This is a genomic window from Stutzerimonas stutzeri (genome assembly GCF_018138085.1).
GTDB lineage: Bacteria > Pseudomonadota > Gammaproteobacteria > Pseudomonadales > Pseudomonadaceae > Stutzerimonas > Stutzerimonas stutzeri_AI.
Genome location: NZ_CP073105.1, coordinates 3,994,139 through 4,011,506 on the forward strand (window position 1 = coordinate 3,994,139; position 17,368 = coordinate 4,011,506).

Annotated in this window: 14 protein-coding genes and 2 tRNA genes; 4 read left to right on the forward strand and 12 right to left on the reverse strand. The window is 63.0% G+C overall.

What is annotated here, in order from left to right:
• The first annotated feature begins 38 nt into the window (after window positions 1-38).
• Window positions 39-125 (forward strand) — tRNA-Leu (locus KCX70_RS18405).
• A 106-nt stretch (window positions 126-231) separates the two neighbouring features.
• Window positions 232-318: transfer RNA gene (locus KCX70_RS18410), tRNA-Leu, on the forward strand.
• Window positions 319-594: 276 nt separating this feature from the next.
• On the opposite strand, the gene KCX70_RS18415 is transcribed toward KCX70_RS18410, so the two are convergent.
• The 11 genes from KCX70_RS18415 to KCX70_RS18465 form a co-directional block, all read right to left on the reverse strand.
• Window positions 595-1,890 carry an adenylosuccinate synthase gene (locus tag KCX70_RS18415; RefSeq protein WP_212618381.1) on the reverse strand — a complete coding sequence of 432 codons (1,296 nt, stop codon included), beginning with the start codon at window positions 1,888-1,890 and terminating at the stop codon, window positions 595-597.
• A gap of 86 nt (window positions 1,891-1,976) precedes the next feature.
• On the reverse strand, window positions 1,977-3,164 hold the full coding sequence (locus tag KCX70_RS18420) for an ATP phosphoribosyltransferase regulatory subunit (RefSeq protein WP_212618382.1): 1,188 nt from the start codon (window positions 3,162-3,164) through the stop codon (window positions 1,977-1,979).
• 275 nt (window positions 3,165-3,439) lie between these two features.
• On the reverse strand, window positions 3,440-4,312 hold the full coding sequence (gene hflC, locus KCX70_RS18425; protein WP_021206766.1) for a protease modulator HflC: 873 nt from the start codon (window positions 4,310-4,312) through the stop codon (window positions 3,440-3,442).
• Window positions 4,312-5,493 carry an FtsH protease activity modulator HflK gene (gene hflK / locus KCX70_RS18430; RefSeq protein WP_212618383.1) on the reverse strand — a complete coding sequence of 394 codons (1,182 nt, stop codon included), beginning with the start codon at window positions 5,491-5,493 and terminating at the stop codon, window positions 4,312-4,314. The genes hflC and hflK overlap by 1 nt, the downstream gene beginning before the upstream one ends.
• 97 nt (window positions 5,494-5,590) lie before the next feature.
• On the reverse strand, window positions 5,591-6,892 hold the full coding sequence (gene hflX / locus KCX70_RS18435; RefSeq protein WP_212618384.1) for a ribosome rescue GTPase HflX: 1,302 nt from the start codon (window positions 6,890-6,892) through the stop codon (window positions 5,591-5,593).
• Between the two features lie 12 nt (window positions 6,893-6,904).
• Window positions 6,905-7,159, reverse strand: coding sequence for an RNA chaperone Hfq (hfq, locus tag KCX70_RS18440; protein WP_021206763.1), 255 nt, complete (start codon window positions 7,157-7,159; stop codon window positions 6,905-6,907).
• Between the two features lie 91 nt (window positions 7,160-7,250).
• The gene (miaA, locus tag KCX70_RS18445) at window positions 7,251-8,222 is read right to left on the reverse strand and encodes a tRNA (adenosine(37)-N6)-dimethylallyltransferase MiaA (protein WP_102853320.1); all 972 of its coding nucleotides are present in this window, start codon (window positions 8,220-8,222) and stop codon (window positions 7,251-7,253) included.
• 58 nt (window positions 8,223-8,280) lie between these two features.
• Window positions 8,281-10,161, reverse strand: a complete 1,881-nt coding sequence (gene mutL / locus KCX70_RS18450; protein WP_212618385.1) for a DNA mismatch repair endonuclease MutL — start codon at window positions 10,159-10,161, stop codon at window positions 8,281-8,283.
• Window positions 10,158-11,585 carry an N-acetylmuramoyl-L-alanine amidase gene (locus tag KCX70_RS18455; RefSeq protein ID WP_212620384.1) on the reverse strand — a complete coding sequence of 476 codons (1,428 nt, stop codon included), beginning with the start codon at window positions 11,583-11,585 and terminating at the stop codon, window positions 10,158-10,160. The genes mutL and KCX70_RS18455 overlap by 4 nt, the downstream gene beginning before the upstream one ends.
• Window positions 11,586-11,590: 5 nt before the next feature.
• The gene (tsaE, locus tag KCX70_RS18460; protein ID WP_021206759.1) at window positions 11,591-12,061 is read right to left on the reverse strand and encodes a tRNA (adenosine(37)-N6)-threonylcarbamoyltransferase complex ATPase subunit type 1 TsaE; all 471 of its coding nucleotides are present in this window, start codon (window positions 12,059-12,061) and stop codon (window positions 11,591-11,593) included.
• On the reverse strand, window positions 12,049-13,548 hold the full coding sequence (locus KCX70_RS18465) for an NAD(P)H-hydrate dehydratase (protein ID WP_212618386.1): 1,500 nt from the start codon (window positions 13,546-13,548) through the stop codon (window positions 12,049-12,051). Before KCX70_RS18465 ends, tsaE begins: the two co-directional genes overlap by 13 nt.
• A 191-nt stretch (window positions 13,549-13,739) precedes the next feature.
• Here KCX70_RS18465 and queG point away from each other — a divergent pair, with 191 nt between their 5' ends.
• Together queG and KCX70_RS18475 are read left to right on the forward strand one after the other, a co-directional pair.
• Entirely contained in the window at window positions 13,740-14,813 is a 1,074-nt protein-coding gene (gene queG, locus KCX70_RS18470; RefSeq protein WP_102853316.1) for a tRNA epoxyqueuosine(34) reductase QueG, read from the forward strand.
• A gap of 176 nt (window positions 14,814-14,989) precedes the next feature.
• The gene (locus KCX70_RS18475) at window positions 14,990-16,138 is read left to right on the forward strand and encodes an aldose epimerase family protein (RefSeq protein ID WP_212618387.1); all 1,149 of its coding nucleotides are present in this window, start codon (window positions 14,990-14,992) and stop codon (window positions 16,136-16,138) included.
• 74 nt (window positions 16,139-16,212) lie between these two features.
• Here the strand turns inward: KCX70_RS18475 and dgoD are convergent, their stop codons facing one another.
• Window positions 16,213-17,361, reverse strand: coding sequence for a galactonate dehydratase (dgoD, locus tag KCX70_RS18480; protein ID WP_212618388.1), 1,149 nt, complete (start codon window positions 17,359-17,361; stop codon window positions 16,213-16,215).
• Between the last annotated feature and the right edge of the window lie 7 nt (window positions 17,362-17,368).

Sequence of the window (17,368 nt, forward strand, 5' to 3'; positions counted from 1 at the left end):
TTGTAACACGGAAACGGTGAAGTATCATCGTTTGCAGTGCCCAGGTGGCGGAATTGGTAGACGCACTAGGTTCAGGTCCTAGCGGTGGCAACACCGTGGAAGTTCGAGTCTTCTCCTGGGCACCATTTACACCGATGAAATTCCTGGCTTCGCCAAGAGTCTCATAAATACGAGGTTGTCGGCCTCGACCAGCAATCGACAAAAAAAGTCGATGAGCAATCATCGCAATGTGCCCAGGTGGCGGAATTGGTAGACGCACTAGGTTCAGGTCCTAGCGATGGCAACATCGTGGAAGTTCGAGTCTTCTCCTGGGCACCACTCTTCAGAAAAAACCGAGCCAATGGCTCGGTTTTTTCGTTTCTGTCTTAGCAATTGCCACTGCACTGCTTACAGCCCAGACCGAGCGGAAACGAAAAGGCCGCCCGAACAGGCCGCGTGAAAACGTAACGAGCGAAGGTCAAGCAAGGCAAAAACAGCCGAAAAAGCGCAGTTTACGTGCTGTAAATGAGCATTTTGAGGCTGTTTTTAACGCAGCATGACCGAGCGCAGCAGTTTTCACATGGTCTGCGAAGGCGGCCTTTCACTTGACCCTTATCAGGCGTACGGGTGGCGCAGCACGATCGTTTCGTTGCGGTCCGGCCCGGTCGAAATGATATCGATCGGCGCCTCGACCAGCTCCTCAAGCCGCTTGATATATGCGCGCGCATTGGCCGGCAATTCTTCAAGGGCCTTCAGGCCGACGGTGGACTCTGACCAGCCGGGCAGCTCTTCGTAGACAGGCTGCAGCCCCTGGTAGCTGTCCGCATCGGTCGGCGCGTCGACCAGAACGTCGCCGTTACGGTCCTTGTAGCCCACACAGATACGGATGGTTTCCAGCCCATCGAGCACATCGAGCTTGGTCAGGCAGATGCCGGAGACGCTGTTGATCTCGATGGCGCGACGCAGGATGACCGCATCGAACCAGCCGCAGCGACGTGCGCGACCGGTCGTCGAGCCAAACTCATGTCCACGCTCGGCAAGACGGGCACCGACGTCATCGAACAGTTCGGTTGGAAACGGACCGGAACCGACGCGCGTCGTGTAGGCCTTGGTGATGCCCAGCACGTAATCCAGATACAGCGGGCCGAAACCGGAGCCAGTCGAGGTACCACCGGCGGTGGTGCTGGAGCTGGTCACGTACGGGTAGGTGCCATGGTCAATGTCTAGCAACGAGCCCTGCGCGCCCTCGAACATGATACGTGCGCCCTGCTTGCGCAACTCATGCAAGCGCGCCGAGACGTCGATCATCATCGGCTTGAGGATTTCGGCGTAGCCCAGGGCCTCGTCGAGCGTCTTCTGGAAATCGACGGGCTCGACCTTGTAGAAATTCTGCAGGACGAAATTGTGGTATTCGAGCAGCTCGCGGAGCTTGACGGTGAAGCGCTCGGGGTTGAACAGATCACCGATGCGCAGACCACGACGCGCGACCTTGTCCTCATAGGCCGGACCGATACCACGACCCGTGGTGCCGATCTTGCCCTCGGAGCGGGAGGCTTCGCGCGCCTGATCCAGTGCCACGTGGTACGGCAGGATCAACGTACAGGCAGGGCTGATGCGCAGACGCTCGCGCACCGGAACGCCCTTCTCCTCGAGCTTGGTGATCTCACGCATCAGCGCATCCGGAGCGACGACGACCCCGTTGCCGATCAGGCACTCTACATTTTCACGCAGGATGCCGGACGGAATCAGGTGCAGTACGGTCTTCTCGCCATCGATGACCAGGGTGTGACCAGCGTTGTGGCCGCCCTGGAAACGCACCACGGCCGCCGCCTGGTCAGTCAGCAGATCGACGATCTTGCCCTTGCCCTCATCACCCCATTGGGTGCCCAGGACCACGACATTCTTACCCATAAACCTTGTCCTCTTGGCGAAGCATGCCGGTTACGACCGGCGGAAAAATCTGGAAAAAACGTCTGGCACGCTCAACACGGCCGGTATTAACGAGGCAGCGGCGTTACGACCCAGGAACCATCCCGCATCAGCAGTTGCCGATCGCAGCCAGCGCTCAGCGCGGCATCGTCCCGCTGCCCGTCGAGCGCCTGGACCACTCGATCACCCTGCGCACGCAGCCTGCAGATGGCTTGCCAGAGAGCAGGATCGGTAGAGTGCGGCGCCCAGATCCCCACCCGCGGGGCGACGAGCTCGGCATTGCCGAGACTGACCAAGGTTTTCAGATCCGTCGAAAAGCCCGTCGCCGGGCGCGCTCGTCCGAAGTCAGCGCCAATATCGTCATACCGCCCACCCTGGGCAATCGACTGACCGACGCCCGGCACGAACACCGCGAACACTACCCCGGTGTGATAGTGATAACCGCGCAGCTCGCCCAGATCGAAATACAACGGCAGGTCCGGATACCGCACCGCCAGCTGATCGGCAATACGGACCAGATCATCGAGCGATTCGAGCACCGCAGCAGGCGCACCAGCGAGCGACGAGCGCGCAGCGTCGAGGGTCTCACGACCGCCGCAGAGCCTGGCCAGCGCACGCAACATGCTCGCCAGCGCCGGTTCGACATCCGCCGTCAGCCTCGATATCTCGTCCATCGCCTTGCGCTGCAGCGCGTCGAACAGGCGCTGTTCGGCATCCCCGGAAAGCCCCGCCGCGCGCGCCAAGCCACGATAGATTCCTACATGCCCCAGATCCATGTGCACAGCGGGCACATCAGCCAAACCGAGGGTTTCAAGCATCAGGCTGATCACCTCCAGGTCGCTGGAGGTGCTGCTGTCACCATAGAGTTCAGCACCCAACTGGATCGGACTGCGCGACGTCGCGAGGGCTTGCGGCTTGGCATGCAGCACACTGCCGGCATAGCACAGGCGGCTCGGGCCTTCGCGACGCAAGGTGTGGGCGTCGACACGCGCCACTTGCGGCGTGATGTCGGCACGCAACCCCATCTGCCGACCAGACAGTGGATCGATGACCTTGAAGGTCTTGAGATCGAGATCCTGCCCCGCCCCGGTGAGCAGTGATTCCAGAAATTCTACATGGGGCGTGATGACCAGCTCATAGCCCCAGCACTGGAACAGATCCAGCACACGACGTCGTGCGGTCTCGATACGCGCCGCCTCGGGCGGCAGCACCTCTTCGATGCCATCTGGCAAGAGCCAGCGGTCTACCGTTGCCATTTCGCCAATCACCTCTCGATACGGCAAGCCTATTCAAGCAGACGAACACCGGGGTACGGCCTGAGCCGCCCATCGGTCGCGTGCGATGTGTTCGGATCACGGCGACAGCGCCATGCCCGCAAGGGCGATCAGCATGGCTGACCATACCCGGCCCCGCCTACTTCCACTGGGGCGCAGACGCAAAAAAGCCGGGCTTTTCCCGGCTCGCGGATCATAGCAATGTTTCGCCAACGGGTCACCCGGTGGACGGTATCGCCCACCGGGTGATCGCCCGATCATTGCGCCGTGGCAGACTCCAGATAGCGGAAAAAGTCGCTTTTGGGGTCCAGCACCAGCACATCGTCCTTGTTGGCAAAGCTTTCGCGATAAGCCTGCAGGCTGCGATGGAAGGAATAGAATTCCCGATCCTGGCCATAGGCCGCGGCGTAGATGGCAGCAGCTTGCGCATCGCCATCACCACGCAGTTCCTCGGCCTCACGGAACGCCTCGGCCAGCAGCACGCGACGCTGACGGTCGGCATCGGCGCGAATGCCTTCGGCCAGCTCTTTACCTTTCGCCCGATGCTCACGCGCTTCGCGCTCGCGCTCGGAACTCATCCGCTCGAACACGCTGCGATTCACCTCACGCGGCAGGTCGATCCCCTTGACGCGGACATCGACCACCTCGATACCGAGCTCCTGTTGTGCCGCCCGATTCAAGCTATTGGTCACCAACGCCATCAGCTCGTCGCGCTGCCCGGACACCGACTCGTGCAGGGTGCGCTTACCGAACTGATCTCGCAGCGCAGCTTCAAGGCGGCGCGCGAGACGCTCATCGGCAATCTGCTTTATGCCGGAGGTCGCGGTATAGAAGCGCTCAGCATCGTCCACTCGCCACTTGGCGTAGGAATCGACCATCAGCGCCTTCTTTTCCAGCGTCAGGAAGCGGGCCGTACTGGTGTCGAGCGTCATGAGACGCGCATCGAATTTGCGCACGCTGTTGACGTAGGGAATCTTCAGGTGAAGCCCCGGCTTGACGTCCGGCTCGACGATGCGACCGAAGCGCAACAGCACCGCGCGCTCGGTCTGCGAAACGATGTAGAAGCTGTTCCACAACACGATCGCCAGCACCACGCCGACAATCAGGGCGGTCAGGGATTTATTGCTCATTAGCGGACCTCCCTTGTACGCACTTCACGCGGATCGAGCTCCGGAGGCAGTCGCGTAGCCTGTGTCGATGCACCCGAGGCGGATGCCGCGGGCGTCCGCTCGGAGGCAGCACCACGGCTGTTGATCATCTTGTCCAGCGGCAGGTAGAGCAGGTTGTTCTGCCCCTTGTCGCCGGTCACGAGCACCTTGCTGGTGTTGCCCATGACTTCTTGCATGGTCTCGAGATACAGGCGTTCGCGCGTCACCTCCGGTGCCTTGCGGTATTCGGCGACCAACTTGGTGAAGCGATCCGCTTCACCCTGGGCACGCGAGATCACCGCATCACGATAGCCGCTCGCCTCTTCCAGCATGCGCTGGGCCTGGCCGCGGGCTTCAGGAATGACGCCGTTGGCGTAGGACTCGGCCTGATTCTTCTCGCGCTGCTCGTCTTCACGTGCACGAATCACGTCGTCGAAGGCTTCCTGCACCTCGCGCGGCGCCGCGGCGCTTTGCAGGTTGACCTGAGTGACGACGATTCCGGTGCCGTAGTTGTCGAGGAAACGCTGCAAGCGTTCCTTCACTTCGCCCGCCATCGCCTCGCGGCCCTCGGTCAGCACCTGGTCCATCGCCGTGGAGCCCACAACGTGACGCACGGCACTGTCGGTGGCGTGCTGCAGGGACGCCTCGGGATCCTCGACATTGAGCACGAAGGCCTGCAAGTCATTGATCTTGTACTGAACCGTCAGCGGCACTTCGATGATGTTCTCGTCCTCGGTCAGCATCTGCCCCTGCTTGCTGTAGGAGCGCTCACGGGTGACGTTAGCCTGGAACTTGCGATCGAATGGCGGGAAATAGATGTTCAAGCCCGGCCCCACGGTTTCGTGGTACTTGCCGAAGCGCAGTATCACCGCCTGCTCCTGCTCGTCGACGATGTAGATCGCGTTGAACAGCCAGACGGCCAGCAACAGCACCAGGCCGATCCAGACCAGCCCGAACCCACCACGACGACCGGCTCCGCCGCCCGACGAACCGCCACTACGCTTCTTGCCACCGAACATGCCATTGAGGCTGTCCTGCAATTTGCGGAAAGCCTCATCCAGGTCCGGCGGACCCTTCTGATCGCCGCCGCCACGACGGCCACCGCCGCCGCTACCCCAGGGATCCTGGTTGTTCGAGTTGCCACCCGGCTCATTCCAAGCCATAGCGCTCTCCATTCAGATAAAGCTAAAGGCGCGCCCGCGGCGCGCCCGCCAATGCTACCGAAAAGCCCGGAACGAACGGCCTAAAAGCCCCCGAGCTTTATTGCAAAGTGTGTTGTTCGAAGAATTGCTCCGCCTCGAATCCGGCGCGACTGATCAGGCGATGCAGCTCCACACGCTGCAATCGAACGCCGAGCAGGCTGCCGCCCTCTTCGTCATGCGCTTCCGACTGCACGGCACCCAGCTCGAACAGTTGCGCACGCAGGCGCCCCAGGGATTGAGGAAGCCGCAGCGTCCCCACGAACAGATCATTGCCCAGCAATTCGGCGATGGCCTGCTTCAACAGATCGAGGCCCAGACCCTGCTGCGCCGATATCCAGACGCGCTGCGGCACTCCATCGGCATTGCGCTGGATTTGCGGCTCGATGCCTTCCAGCAGGTCTACCTTGTTGTAGACCTCCAGTATCGGCAGCTCGTGCGCGCCGATTTCGGTGAGCACGGCCAGCACCTGCTCGATCTGCTGATCTCGCTCGGGCTCGTGCGCATCGATGACATGCAGCAGCAGATCGGCGTTGCTCGATTCTTCCAGCGTGGCGCGAAAGGACTCGACCAGCTTGTGCGGCAGGTGGCGAATGAAGCCCACCGTATCGGCGAGCACGACCGGCCCCAGATCACCGAGCTCCAGCCGGCGCAAGGTCGGGTCGAGCGTGGCGAACAACTGGTTGGCGGCATAGACGTCTGACTCGGTCAGTGCATTGAACAGGGTCGACTTGCCGGCGTTGGTGTAGCCCACCAGGGACACCAGCGGAATATCGGCACGGCGACGTCCACGACGCGCCTGCTCGCGCTGTCCGCGAACCTTCTCCAGCCGCTGCTTGATCTGACGGATACGTACGCGCAACAGGCGCCGGTCGGTTTCAAGCTGGGTTTCACCCGGGCCACGCAGGCCGATACCGCCTTTTTGTCGCTCGAGGTGAGTCCAGCCGCGCACCAGACGCGTGCTCATGTGCTCCAGCTGGGCCAGCTCGACCTGCAGCTTGCCCTCATGGGTGCGAGCACGCTGAGCGAAGATGTCCAGGATCAGACCGGTTCGATCGAGCACACGACATTCGAGCGCTCGCTCGAGGTTGCGCTCCTGGCTGGGTGTCAGAGTGTGATTGAAGATGACGAGCTCGACCTCGCCATCCTTGACGAGATCATGCAGCTCTTCGACCTTGCCGCTGCCAATCAGGAACCTGGCTGAGGGCTGATGCCTGGCCACATTGACGAAGCCAACGGTTTCCGCGCCAGCCGAACGCGCCAGCTCCCGAAACTCTTGAGGGTCCTCACGCGCCGCTGGATCCTGACCATCCAGATGAACCAGGATAGCCCGCTCACCACCACCGGGACGTTCGAAGAACAATGAAAGACCCCTTTAGTCGTTACCCGACTCGGACTGCTCCGCATCGCCAGCGGCAGGCAGGCGAACCGGACGGCCAGGAACGACCGTCGAGATGGCGTGTTTGTAGACCATCTGGCTGACGGTATTTTTCAACAGGATGACGAATTGGTCGAAAGACTCGATCTGGCCCTGAAGTTTGATGCCGTTGACCAGATAGATGGAAACCGGAACGCGTTCCTTACGCAGGGTGTTCAGGTAAGGGTCTTGTAGCGAATGCCCTTTTGACATGTGCCGCACTCCTTAAAGGATCTTTTCATTAATTTTTAGAAATCGAACTCGGCTGATCAGTGATTTGAGAATAGCCGGTCAAATTGCAGTGTCAGCTCAATATGGTGAGCCTCTCCAAGTATTTCAATGCTCGCGGCAGATTGTCGCAGGCCGAGCTATCCAGCCAGTGAACCCCCTCCCATCCCCGCAACCAGGTCAATTGACGCTTGGCCAGCTGTCGAGTAGCGATGATGCCGCGCTGAACCATCTCCTCTCGCGAGCAGGCACCGTCCAGGTAACTCCAGACCTGACGATAGCCCACAGCACGCATGGAAGGCAGTTCGGGATGCAAATCAGCGCGCCCGCGAAGATATTCGACCTCTTCGACAAAGCCCTGTTCAACCATCGCCACGAAGCGCTGTTCGATACGTTGGTGCAAGACCTGCCGCTGCGCGGGCGCGACGGACAACTGCGCGACAGTATAAGGCAAGACGCCGCCGTCTGGCGCGCCCGCTCCGGCTTTTTGCTGCCTTTGTCGGGCACGATGCTCGCTCATGCTGATGCCGCTGACACGATAGACCTCGAGCGCCCTGACCAGGCGCTGCGGATCGTTGGGGTGGATACGTGCGGCGGACTCCGGATCGACCTCGGCCAATTGCCGATGGAGCGCGGCGAGCCCTTCCGTTCTGGCCTGTGCCTCCAGCTCCGTGCGGACCTGCTGATCGGCGGCCGGCATCTGCGCAAGGCCTTCGCTCAGTGCCTTGAAGTAGAGCATGGTGCCCCCAACCAGCAGCGGTATGCGCCCGGCAGCCGTGCTTTCGGCCATTGCGGCAAGCGCATCGGAGGCGAACTCCGCTGCCGAGTAACTCTGCGCCGGGTCACGGATATCGATCAGACGGTGCGGAAACGCCTGCAGCACCTCTGCACTGGGTTTGGCGGTGCCGATATCCATTTCTCGATAGACCAGCGCCGAGTCGACGCTGATCAGGTCGCACGGCAGCACCTTTGCGAGCTCGATGGCCAGGTCGGTTTTACCGGCTGCGGTCGGGCCCATGAGGAAGATGGCGGGAGGTAATCGAGACATGTGGGCTCAAAACAGAGGCCTCGGGTCCGGCGGCCGCACCCGAGAGCGATAAAGAGGACTAGCGACCGCGGAGGAAAAGCTTGTCCAGGTCAGCCATGCCCATCTGCGTCCAGGTCGGGCGGCCGTGATTGCATTGACCACTGCGCTCGGTCTGCTCCATGTCGCGCAGCAGCCCGTTCATTTCCGGCACGGTAAGACGGCGGTTCGCGCGTACCGCGCCGTGACAGGCCATGGTGCCGAGCAGCTCGTTGAGATGCGCCTGGATGCGATCACTGGTGCCGTATTCGAGCAGGTCGGCGAGCACGTCCTGAACCAATTGCGAGGCCTCGGCCTGCTTGAGCAAGGACGGAATCTGGCGGATGGCGAGGCTCTCGGGGCCAAGTCGCTGCAGCTCGAAACCAAGCATCTGGAACCACCGGCCATGCTCTTCAGCGCAATCCGCCTCGCGCTGGCTCACGGCGATCGACTCCGGCACCAGCAACGGCTGGCCGCGCAGCCCTTCGCTGGCCATCGCGGTTTTCAGCCGCTCGTACATGATCCGTTCATGAGCGGCATGCATATCCACCAGCACCAGCCCCTGCGCGTTCTCAGCGAGGATGTAGATGCCCTTGAGCTGCGCCAGCGCATAGCCGAGCGGTGGTACGTCGTCCTGGCTCTCCGGCAAGGCCGCCGGACTCGCCTCGGCCAGCGGTGAAAAGAACGCCCGATAGGCGCCCTGCGCCTCCGCGACGTTTCCCGTCGGCTGCGGCCGGGGCGCCTGATAGCCAGCGCCCGCGCCCGCGCCGAGCCAGGCAGGCTGCGGCGCCTGGGGCTCGAGTACGCTGGCTGCGAGGCTCATCTCGTTCTGCCCCGCGAACTCCCCTGCTTCACGACCGCTAACCTGGGCAGCGGGCCCCGTGCTAGCAGGTGCCGCCAACTGGTCGTCCGGCCGCACATCCCCCAGTGCACGGTGCAGAGTGCCGTACAGGAAGTCGTGCACCATGCGGTTATCGCGGAAGCGCACCTCATGCTTGGTCGGATGGACGTTGACGTCGACAACCGCCGGATCGACATCCAGAAACAGCACGAAGGTCGGATGCCGACCGTTGAACAGCACGTCGCGATAGGCCTGCCTTACGGCGTGCGCGACCAGCTTGTCGCGCACCATGCGTCCGTTCACGTAGAAATACTGCAGGTCCGCCTGGCTGCGAGAGAAGGTAGGCAAGCCGACCCAACCCCACAGGTGCAGGCCGTTTCGCTCGATCTCGACCGGCAGTGCCTGCTCGAGAAACGCCGGACCACACACAGAGGCCACACGACGCCCACGCGACGCCGGGTCGTTGGCCGGATGCAGCGCCAGAATGGCCTTGCCGTTGTGCCGCAGGTGAAAGGCGACGTCGAAGCGCGCCAACGCCAGTCGCTTGATGACTTCCTGCAGGTGGTCGAACTCGGTCTTCTCGGTGCGCAGGAACTTGCGCCGCGCCGGCGTGTTGAAGAACAGATCGCGCACCTCGACCGAGGTGCCGACGGGATGCGCTGCCGGCTGGACGCGAGCGTCCATGTCCCGGCCTTCGGTTTCGACCTGCCAGGCCTCGGCAGCATCGGCCGTGCGCGAGGTAAGCGTCAGACGCGATACCGAACTGATCGACGCCAGCGCCTCGCCCCGAAACCCGAGGCTCATCACCCGCTCCAGGTCTTCCAGGTCGCGAATCTTGCTGGTGGCATGCCGCGCCAATGCCAACGGGAGATCATCGGCCGGAATGCCGCAACCGTCGTCACGCACGCGCAAGAGCTTCACGCCGCCCTGCTCGACATCCACCTCGATCCGCGTCGCGCCCGAATCGAGGCTGTTTTCCAGCAGCTCCTTGATCACCGAAGCAGGTCGCTCGACCACCTCACCCGCCGCGATCTGGTTCGCCAGTCGTGGGCTCAATAGCTGGATGCGTGCAGCTTCGGTCATGGCTGAGAAGCCAGTGTCGTGGCAGGAATGTTCAGGGTCTGGCCAACCTTGATCACGTCGCTCTTCAGGCTGTTGGCGCTACGCAAAGCCGGCAGACTGACCTGATAGCGCTCGGCCAACAGGGCCAGGCTTTCACCCGACCGCACCACATGTTCGCGCGGTGCGCTGGCGATCTTGCCGGAATCCCGCAGCCAGGCGACATAGGTGCCCGGTGGCGGATTTTCCTGGAAGAACTGCTTCACACCGCTGTGGATGGAACGCGCCAATGACTGCTGATGCGCCGCCGTTTGCAGCTTGCGGGCCTCGGACGGATTGGAGATGAAACCGGTCTCGACCAGGATCGACGGAATGTCCGGAGACTTCAGGACCATGAATCCGGCCTGCTCGACCCGGGACTTGTGCAGCGGCGTGATCCGGCCCATGTTGCTCAGCACCTTCTGCCCGACATTGAGGCTGGACGACAGGGAGGCGGTCATCGACAGGTCCAGCAAGACGCCCGCGAGCATCTGGTCCTTGTCGCCCAGGCTGACGTTTCCAGCGCCGCCGATCAGGTCCGAGCGGTTCTCGCTGTCGGCCAGCCAGCGCGCGGTTTCGGACGTGGCGCCACGGTCCGACAAGGCGAACACGGAGGCGCCATAAGCGGATGAACGGGGCGCGGCGTCCGCATGTATCGAGACGAACAGGTCGGCGCCCTTCTTACGGGCGATCTCGGTACGTTTGCGTAACGGAATGAAGTAGTCCCCGGTGCGCACGAGCTCGCCCCGGTAGCCTTTTTCCGCGTTGATCTGGCGCTGCAGCTCTTTGGCGATCTGCAACACCACATTTTTCTCGAAGGTCTTGCCGGGACCGATCGCCCCCGGGTCTTCGCCGCCATGGCCGGCATCGATGGCGACCACGATGTCGCGCTTGCTGGACGGCAGCGGTGGCAGCTTCAGCGCCGGCAGGGTCGGCGACACCGGCGCGGCAGGCTTGCTCGGCGTGGTGGTCGTCGGAACGCTGGCCGTGGTGGAAGGCTCGGCGCCCTCGTCGAACAGGTCGACGACCAGGCGGTCGCCGTACTGCTGGTTCGGCGGCAGCGTAAAGCTCTTCGGCGTGACTGACGCAGAGAGATCGATGACCACACGGAGCGTGTCGGCATCGAACTTCGCCGCACGCAAACCGGAAATGGGGGTGTTATCGAGGGGCAACTGATCGAACGGCTTGGGCAGGTTAGCGCCTTCGACGTCGATCACGATGCGATCAGGCGCCGAAAGCGTGAACACCTTGTGCTCTACCGGGCCGGAAAGATCGAAGACCAGACGGGTGTTGTCGGGTGCCCGCCACAATCGCACGCTCTGCACATCTGAGGCAGCCAGGACCTGAACGGCCGCTAGCATCAATGCCAAACCACTTACCAGCGCGCGCATGCGCATACCCAACCCCATGATGTTCATTGATTGCCGACGGTCAGGATGGAACACCAGCCTTCACCGCGCACGCCATGTGGCGTCAGGCGCAGCATACGGCCGGCCCCGTGGGGCGTAATGGTAATGTCCAGGTCGGCCTTTGGCAAAATGCCGGCGCCACGTTCCGGCCACTCCACCAGGCACAAGGCGTTACCTTCGAAATAGTCGCGGATGCCGAGAAACTCAAGCTCTTCCGGATCGACCAAGCGGTACAGATCGAAATGGAAGACACGCGCCGTGGGCGTTTCGTAGGGTTCGACCAGTGTGAATGTCGGGCTCTTGACCTTGCCCGCGTGCCCCAGGCCACGGATCAGCCCGCGTGACAGCGTGGTTTTGCCGGCGCCGAGATCGCCATGCAGATAGATCACGCCCCGACCACCGGTCGCCTGGGCGATGCGCGCCCCCAGAGAAAGCATGGCGTCTTCGTCGGCCGCCACCAGCGTCAGTTCAAGCATGGCGAATGCTCCTCGAGCAATTGGCGAACCACCGGAATCAGATCAGCCGCGGCAAGCCCCCTGCCCGCTGCGCCAAGCCGCTCTCCGGCCGAAGCATGCAGCCAGACCGACAGGCAGGCCGCTTCATAGGGTTCCAGCCCCTGTGCCAGTAGCGCACCCGCAACACCAGCGAGAACATCGCCCAGCCCCGCGCTGGCCATCGCCGGGTGGCCGCGATCGCACAGCGCCAGGCGGCCATCACGGTCGGCAATCAGGGTTCCGGCGCCCTTGAGCAGCACGGCACAGTCGAACCGGGCCGCCAGAGCACGGGCCGCTGCCGGACGATCAGCCTGTACTTCGGCCACCGGAATACCCAATAGCCGCGCCGCCTCGCCAGGGTGCGGCGTCAGCAGGCAGTTCGCCGGCAACTCGACTGCACCTGTCGCCAGCAGGTTCAGCGCATCGGCGTCCCACACTTGAGGGACGCGACACTGCGGCGCCAGCGACAGCAAACTGCGCCCCCACGGTGCTTGGCCCAGGCCCGGCCCGATCACCAGTACATCGGCGCGTTGAGTCAGCCCGGTCAGCGCATAGGTCGACTCGACACCGCTGCACATGATCTCCGGGCGTCGCATCAGCGAGGCGGTAACGTGCTCCGGGCGTGTGGCCAGGGTCACCATGCCGGCCCCGCAGCGCAGCGCCGCTTCGGCGGTCAGCAAGGCGGCACCACCGGTGCCAAGGTCGCCGCCGATAACCAGGACCTGACCGAAACTGCCTTTATGAGCCGTCGGGGAACGGGGCGCGAGCTTGGGCAGTATCGCCTCGGACATGCGCAGCGCGGCATATTCACTCTGCTCGACCACCTGCGCATCGGCTTGCAGATCGTCGAATACCAGCGCTCCGATCCGGGCCGGTCCCTCCCCCGTGAGCAGGCCGAGCTTGAGCCCGATGAATGTTACCGTCAGTTCGGCCTGCACCACCTCGCCCAACAGACACCCGGTATCGGCACAGAGTCCCGACGGCAAATCGACGGCAATGATCGGCAGAGTACTTTCGTTCATGGCGCGAATAGCGCTGGCGTAGGGCTCACGCACCTCGCCAGTGATACCGGTGCCAAGCAGCGCATCGACCAGCACGCCACGTAGCTCGGCAGAGGGCGACCAGGGCGTCATCTTGACGCCCGCTGCCTGCGCTTCACTGAATGCCTGGGCGGCATCACCCTGCAGCTGCCGGGGGTCACCCACGGTGATCACCTGAACCTGACGACCAGCACGCTGCGCCAAAGCGGCGATCAGGTAACCATCGCCGGCGTTATTGCCGCGCCCGGCCAGTACCGTGATCTCTTCGGCATCCGGCCAGCGCCGGCGCAGAGCGCGCCAGGCGGCATGGGCGGCGCGCTGCATCAGTTCGAAACCGGGCGTCCCGGCGGCGATCAGCCGAGCGTCGAGTTCACGCACCTGAGCGGCCGAGTAAAGACGGTTGGGGAGTGTATCGGTGGTCTGGGACATGAATCACCCGAGCGAATATCTGGCAGAATTATACGCATGCGTCTGCGTGACCGCCCGCAGCGCGTCGATGGCAGATCAACAGAAACATCGCCGCCTCAAGGCGGGCAGCGCGGCAGCTAGAACGGGCGCCGCGCGCCGCACCGAACATCAGCCCGCCCATCGCACGCCGCAACGCCCGACGACCCGAAGCCATGTCCAGCACCACCCTCGACCCCGCCGCACTTGCCGCCTCCATCAAGGAGTGGGGCCGCGAGCTCGGCTTCCAGCAGGTCGGCATCACCGGCGTCGACCTGGGCGAGCATGAGGCGCACCTCGAGCGCTGGCTGGCGGCCGGCTACCACGGCGAGATGGACTATATGGCTGCCCATGGCAGCAAACGTTCCCACCCGGAGCAGCTGGTGCCGGGCACGCTGCGGGTCGTGTCGCTGCGCATGGATTATTTGCCGGGCGATACGCGCATGGCCGCGCAACTGGCGCATCCGGAAAAAGCCTATGTGTCCCGCTACGCATTGGGCCGTGACTATCACAAGCTGATCCGCAAACGCCTGCAGCAACTGGCCGAGCGTATTCAGCAGGTGATCGGACCCTTCGGCTTCCGTGCGTTCGTCGACAGCGCACCGGTGCTGGAAAAAGCCGTGGCGCAACAGGCCGGCCTCGGCTGGATCGGCAAGAACACCCTGGTGCTCAATCGCAAGGCTGGCAGCTGGTTCTTCCTTGGCGAACTCTTCGTCGACATCGCCCTGCCGGTCGACGAGCCCACCGCGCGCGACCACTGCGGCAGTTGCCACGCCTGCCTGGACATCTGCCCGACCGAAGCCTTCGTCGGCGAACGCATGCTGGATGCGCGGCGCTGCATTTCCTACCTCACCATCGAGCTGAAAGGTTCGATTCCCGTCGAGCTGCGGTCGAAGATCGGCAATCGTGTGTTCGGCTGCGACGACTGCCAGATCGTCTGCCCCTGGAATCGCTTCGCCAAACCGACCGAGCAGAGCGACTTCCAGCCCCGTCACAGTCTCGACAATGCCGAGCTGGCCACGCTGTTTCGCTGGACCGAAGACGAGTTTCTCAGCCGTACCGAAGGCTCGCCGCTGCGGCGCACGGGCTATCAGAACTGGTTGCGCAACCTGGCGGTAGGCCTGGGCAACGCGCCCTCGAGCATTCCTGTGCTCGAAGCGCTGCAGGCGCGCCGCGACGATCCGTCCGAGCTGGTACGCGAACACGTCGAGTGGGCACTGGCGCAGCACACAACCCGCCAGCGCACCTGATCACCGCTCGCATCAACACGCGCAAGGCATATCGGTTTGCGTATCGTAAATGCCGTAATTCGTATTGGGAGGGAATGGCTCGGCTGTCTAGGCTTTAGCCGGCGCAACGTCGCCCACCCATACCATCCTGGCGGCGTGCGCTCACGCAAAAAACAACAACAATGCCAGGTGAAACCATGCAACCCAGACTGTTACTCAACGGAATTGCCCTGTCTCTCATGATCAGCACACTCGGCGCACAGGCCGCAGGCCTGTCCAACCAGCACGGCAGTTTCGGCAAGATGCCGGACGGCACGCCCATCGAGAAATACACCCTGAAGAACAGCCAGGGACTGGAAGCCGTCGTGATCACCTACGGCGGCGTGCTGCAGTCGTTACGGGTGCCGGACAAGAACGGCAAGTTCGAAGACATCGTGCTTGGCTTCGACGACGTCGATGGCTACATCAAGAACGGCAACGTGTATTTCGGCGCGACCATCGGCCGCTTCGGTAACCGCCTCGCCAATGGCCGCTTCGAACTCGACGGCAAGACCTATCAAGTCCCGCAGAATGACGGCAGCAACGCCCTGCACGGCGGGCCGGAGGGCTTCGACAAGCGGGTCTGGAAGGCCAAGCCTGCCGACGAGGACGGCAGCGTCGGCGTCGAGTTGAGCTACGTGTCGCCCGATGGCGAAATGGGTTTCCCCGGCACCATGACCACTCACGTGACCTACAGCCTCAACGACGACAATGAGCTACGCATCCAGTACCGCACCACCACTGACAAACCCACGGTGCTCAACCTGACCAACCACAGCTACTTCAACCTCGCCGGGGCGGGCAGCCCGAGTGTGCTCGATCAGGTCGCGACCCTGTACGCCTCGCGCTACACGCCGGTGACCGAAAAGCTGATCCCCACCGGCGAGCTGGCCGAGGTCAAAGGCACGCCGATGGACTTCCTCCAGCCGACCCCTTTCGGCGCGCATATCAAAGATGATCATCAGCAGCTGAAATTCGCCGAAGCCAAGGCCGGCGGCTTCGATTTCAACTGGGTGCTCGACACCGACGGAGACCTGAGCAAGCTGGCCGCCGAGGTGCTCGATCCCGAGTCCGGACGGCGGCTGCTGATGTACACCACCGAACCCGGCGTCCAGCTCTATACCGGCAACTTCCTCGACGGCAGCATCAACGGCAAAGGCGGCAAGGCCTATCCGCACTGGAGCGCCTTTACCCTCGAAACCCAGCACTACCCGGACGCGCCCAATCAGCCGAATTTCCCGAGCACTCGCCTCGATCCGGGCCAGACCTACACCCAGACCACGATCTACAAATTCCCCAAGCCCTGATGCGCAAAAGGCCCCGCACGGGGCCTTTTTCAAACACCTGCTCGGTGTGCCAACAACTCACCGCAAACTGGGGCTCACCACTCGGCGACGCTGCCGTCGGCGTGGCGCCAGATGGGGTTGCGCCAGCGATGGCCAATGCGCGCCTGCTCCAGCACGTAATCTTCATTGATCTCGATGCCCAGTCCTGGCCCGTTCGGTATCGCCACGAAGCCATCCTGATACTCGAACACCTCGCGATTGGAGATATAGTCGAGCAGGTCATTGCCCTGGTTGTAATGGATGCCCAGGCTCTGCTCTTGAATGAAGGCGTTGTAGCAGACGCCATCCAGCTGCAGGCACGCCGCCAGGGCAATCGGCCCGAGCGGGCAATGCAGTGCCAGCGCGACGTCGTAGGCCTCGGCCATGCTGGCAATCTTGCGCGTCTCGGTGATACCACCGGCGTGGGAGGTGTCGGGCTGGATGATGTCGACGTAGCCTTCGGCGAGGATGCGCTTGAAATCCCAGCGTGAGTACAACCGCTCGCCCAGGGCGATCGGCGCGCAGGACAGCGGTGCCAATTCCTTGAGCGCCTCGTAGTTGTCACTGAGCACCGGCTCCTCGATGAACATCGGTCGATAGGGCTCGAGCTCCTTGATCAGGATCTTCGCCATGGGCTTGTGCACGCGGCCGTGAAAATCCACGCCAATACCGATGTTCTTGCCCACCGCGTCGCGTACGGCCGCCATGTTCGCCAACACCGCATCGACCTTGGCGTGGCTGTCGACGAACTGTAGCTCCTCGCTGGCGTTCATCTTCACCGCGCTGAACCCCCGCGCCACCGCATCGCGGGCGGCGTTGGCGGTATCCGCCGGACGATCACCGCCGATCCAGGAATACACCCGGATACGCTCGCGCACCCGGCCACCGAGCAGGTCGCTGACCGAGACGCCCAATGCCTTGCCCTTGATGTCCCACAGCGCCTGATCGATGCCGGCGATGGCGCTCATGAGGATCGGCCCGCCGCGGTAGAAGCCGCCGCGGTACATGACCGTCCAGAGATCTTCGACGTTGCGCGGGTCGCGCCCCACAAGGTAGTCGGCCAACTCATCCACTGCCGCGGCGACGCTGTGCGCACGGCCTTCGACCACCGGCTCGCCCCAGCCGGTGATGCCTTCATCCGTTTCGATCTTGAGGAACAGCCAGCGTGGCGGCACGACCAGCGTGGTAAGGCGGGTAATCTTCATTTCTCGG

Coding starts and splice junctions, on each gene's coding strand:
- queG (WP_102853316.1), top strand. CDS start 13,740: ATGTCCAGCACCACCCTCGACCCCGCCGCACTTGCCGCCTCCATCAAG.
- hfq (WP_021206763.1), bottom strand. CDS start 7,159: ATGTCAAAAGGGCATTCGCTACAAGACCCTTACCTGAACACCCTGCGT.
- KCX70_RS18420 (WP_212618382.1), bottom strand. CDS start 3,164: ATGGCAACGGTAGACCGCTGGCTCTTGCCAGATGGCATCGAAGAGGTG.
- KCX70_RS18475 (WP_212618387.1), top strand. CDS start 14,990: ATGCAACCCAGACTGTTACTCAACGGAATTGCCCTGTCTCTCATGATC.
- tsaE (WP_021206759.1), bottom strand. CDS start 12,061: ATGCTTGAACTGACGCTGGTGGCGGCCGACGAAGACGCCATGCTTTCT.
- mutL (WP_212618385.1), bottom strand. CDS start 10,161: ATGACCGAAGCTGCACGCATCCAGCTATTGAGCCCACGACTGGCGAAC.
- miaA (WP_102853320.1), bottom strand. CDS start 8,222: ATGTCTCGATTACCTCCCGCCATCTTCCTCATGGGCCCGACCGCAGCC.
- dgoD (WP_212618388.1), bottom strand. CDS start 17,361: ATGAAGATTACCCGCCTTACCACGCTGGTCGTGCCGCCACGCTGGCTG.
- KCX70_RS18465 (WP_212618386.1), bottom strand. CDS start 13,548: ATGTCCCAGACCACCGATACACTCCCCAACCGTCTTTACTCGGCCGCT.
- KCX70_RS18415 (WP_212618381.1), bottom strand. CDS start 1,890: ATGGGTAAGAATGTCGTGGTCCTGGGCACCCAATGGGGTGATGAGGGC.
- hflC (WP_021206766.1), bottom strand. CDS start 4,312: ATGAGCAATAAATCCCTGACCGCCCTGATTGTCGGCGTGGTGCTGGCG.
- hflK (WP_212618383.1), bottom strand. CDS start 5,493: ATGGCTTGGAATGAGCCGGGTGGCAACTCGAACAACCAGGATCCCTGG.
- KCX70_RS18455 (WP_212620384.1), bottom strand. CDS start 11,585: ATGGGGTTGGGTATGCGCATGCGCGCGCTGGTAAGTGGTTTGGCATTG.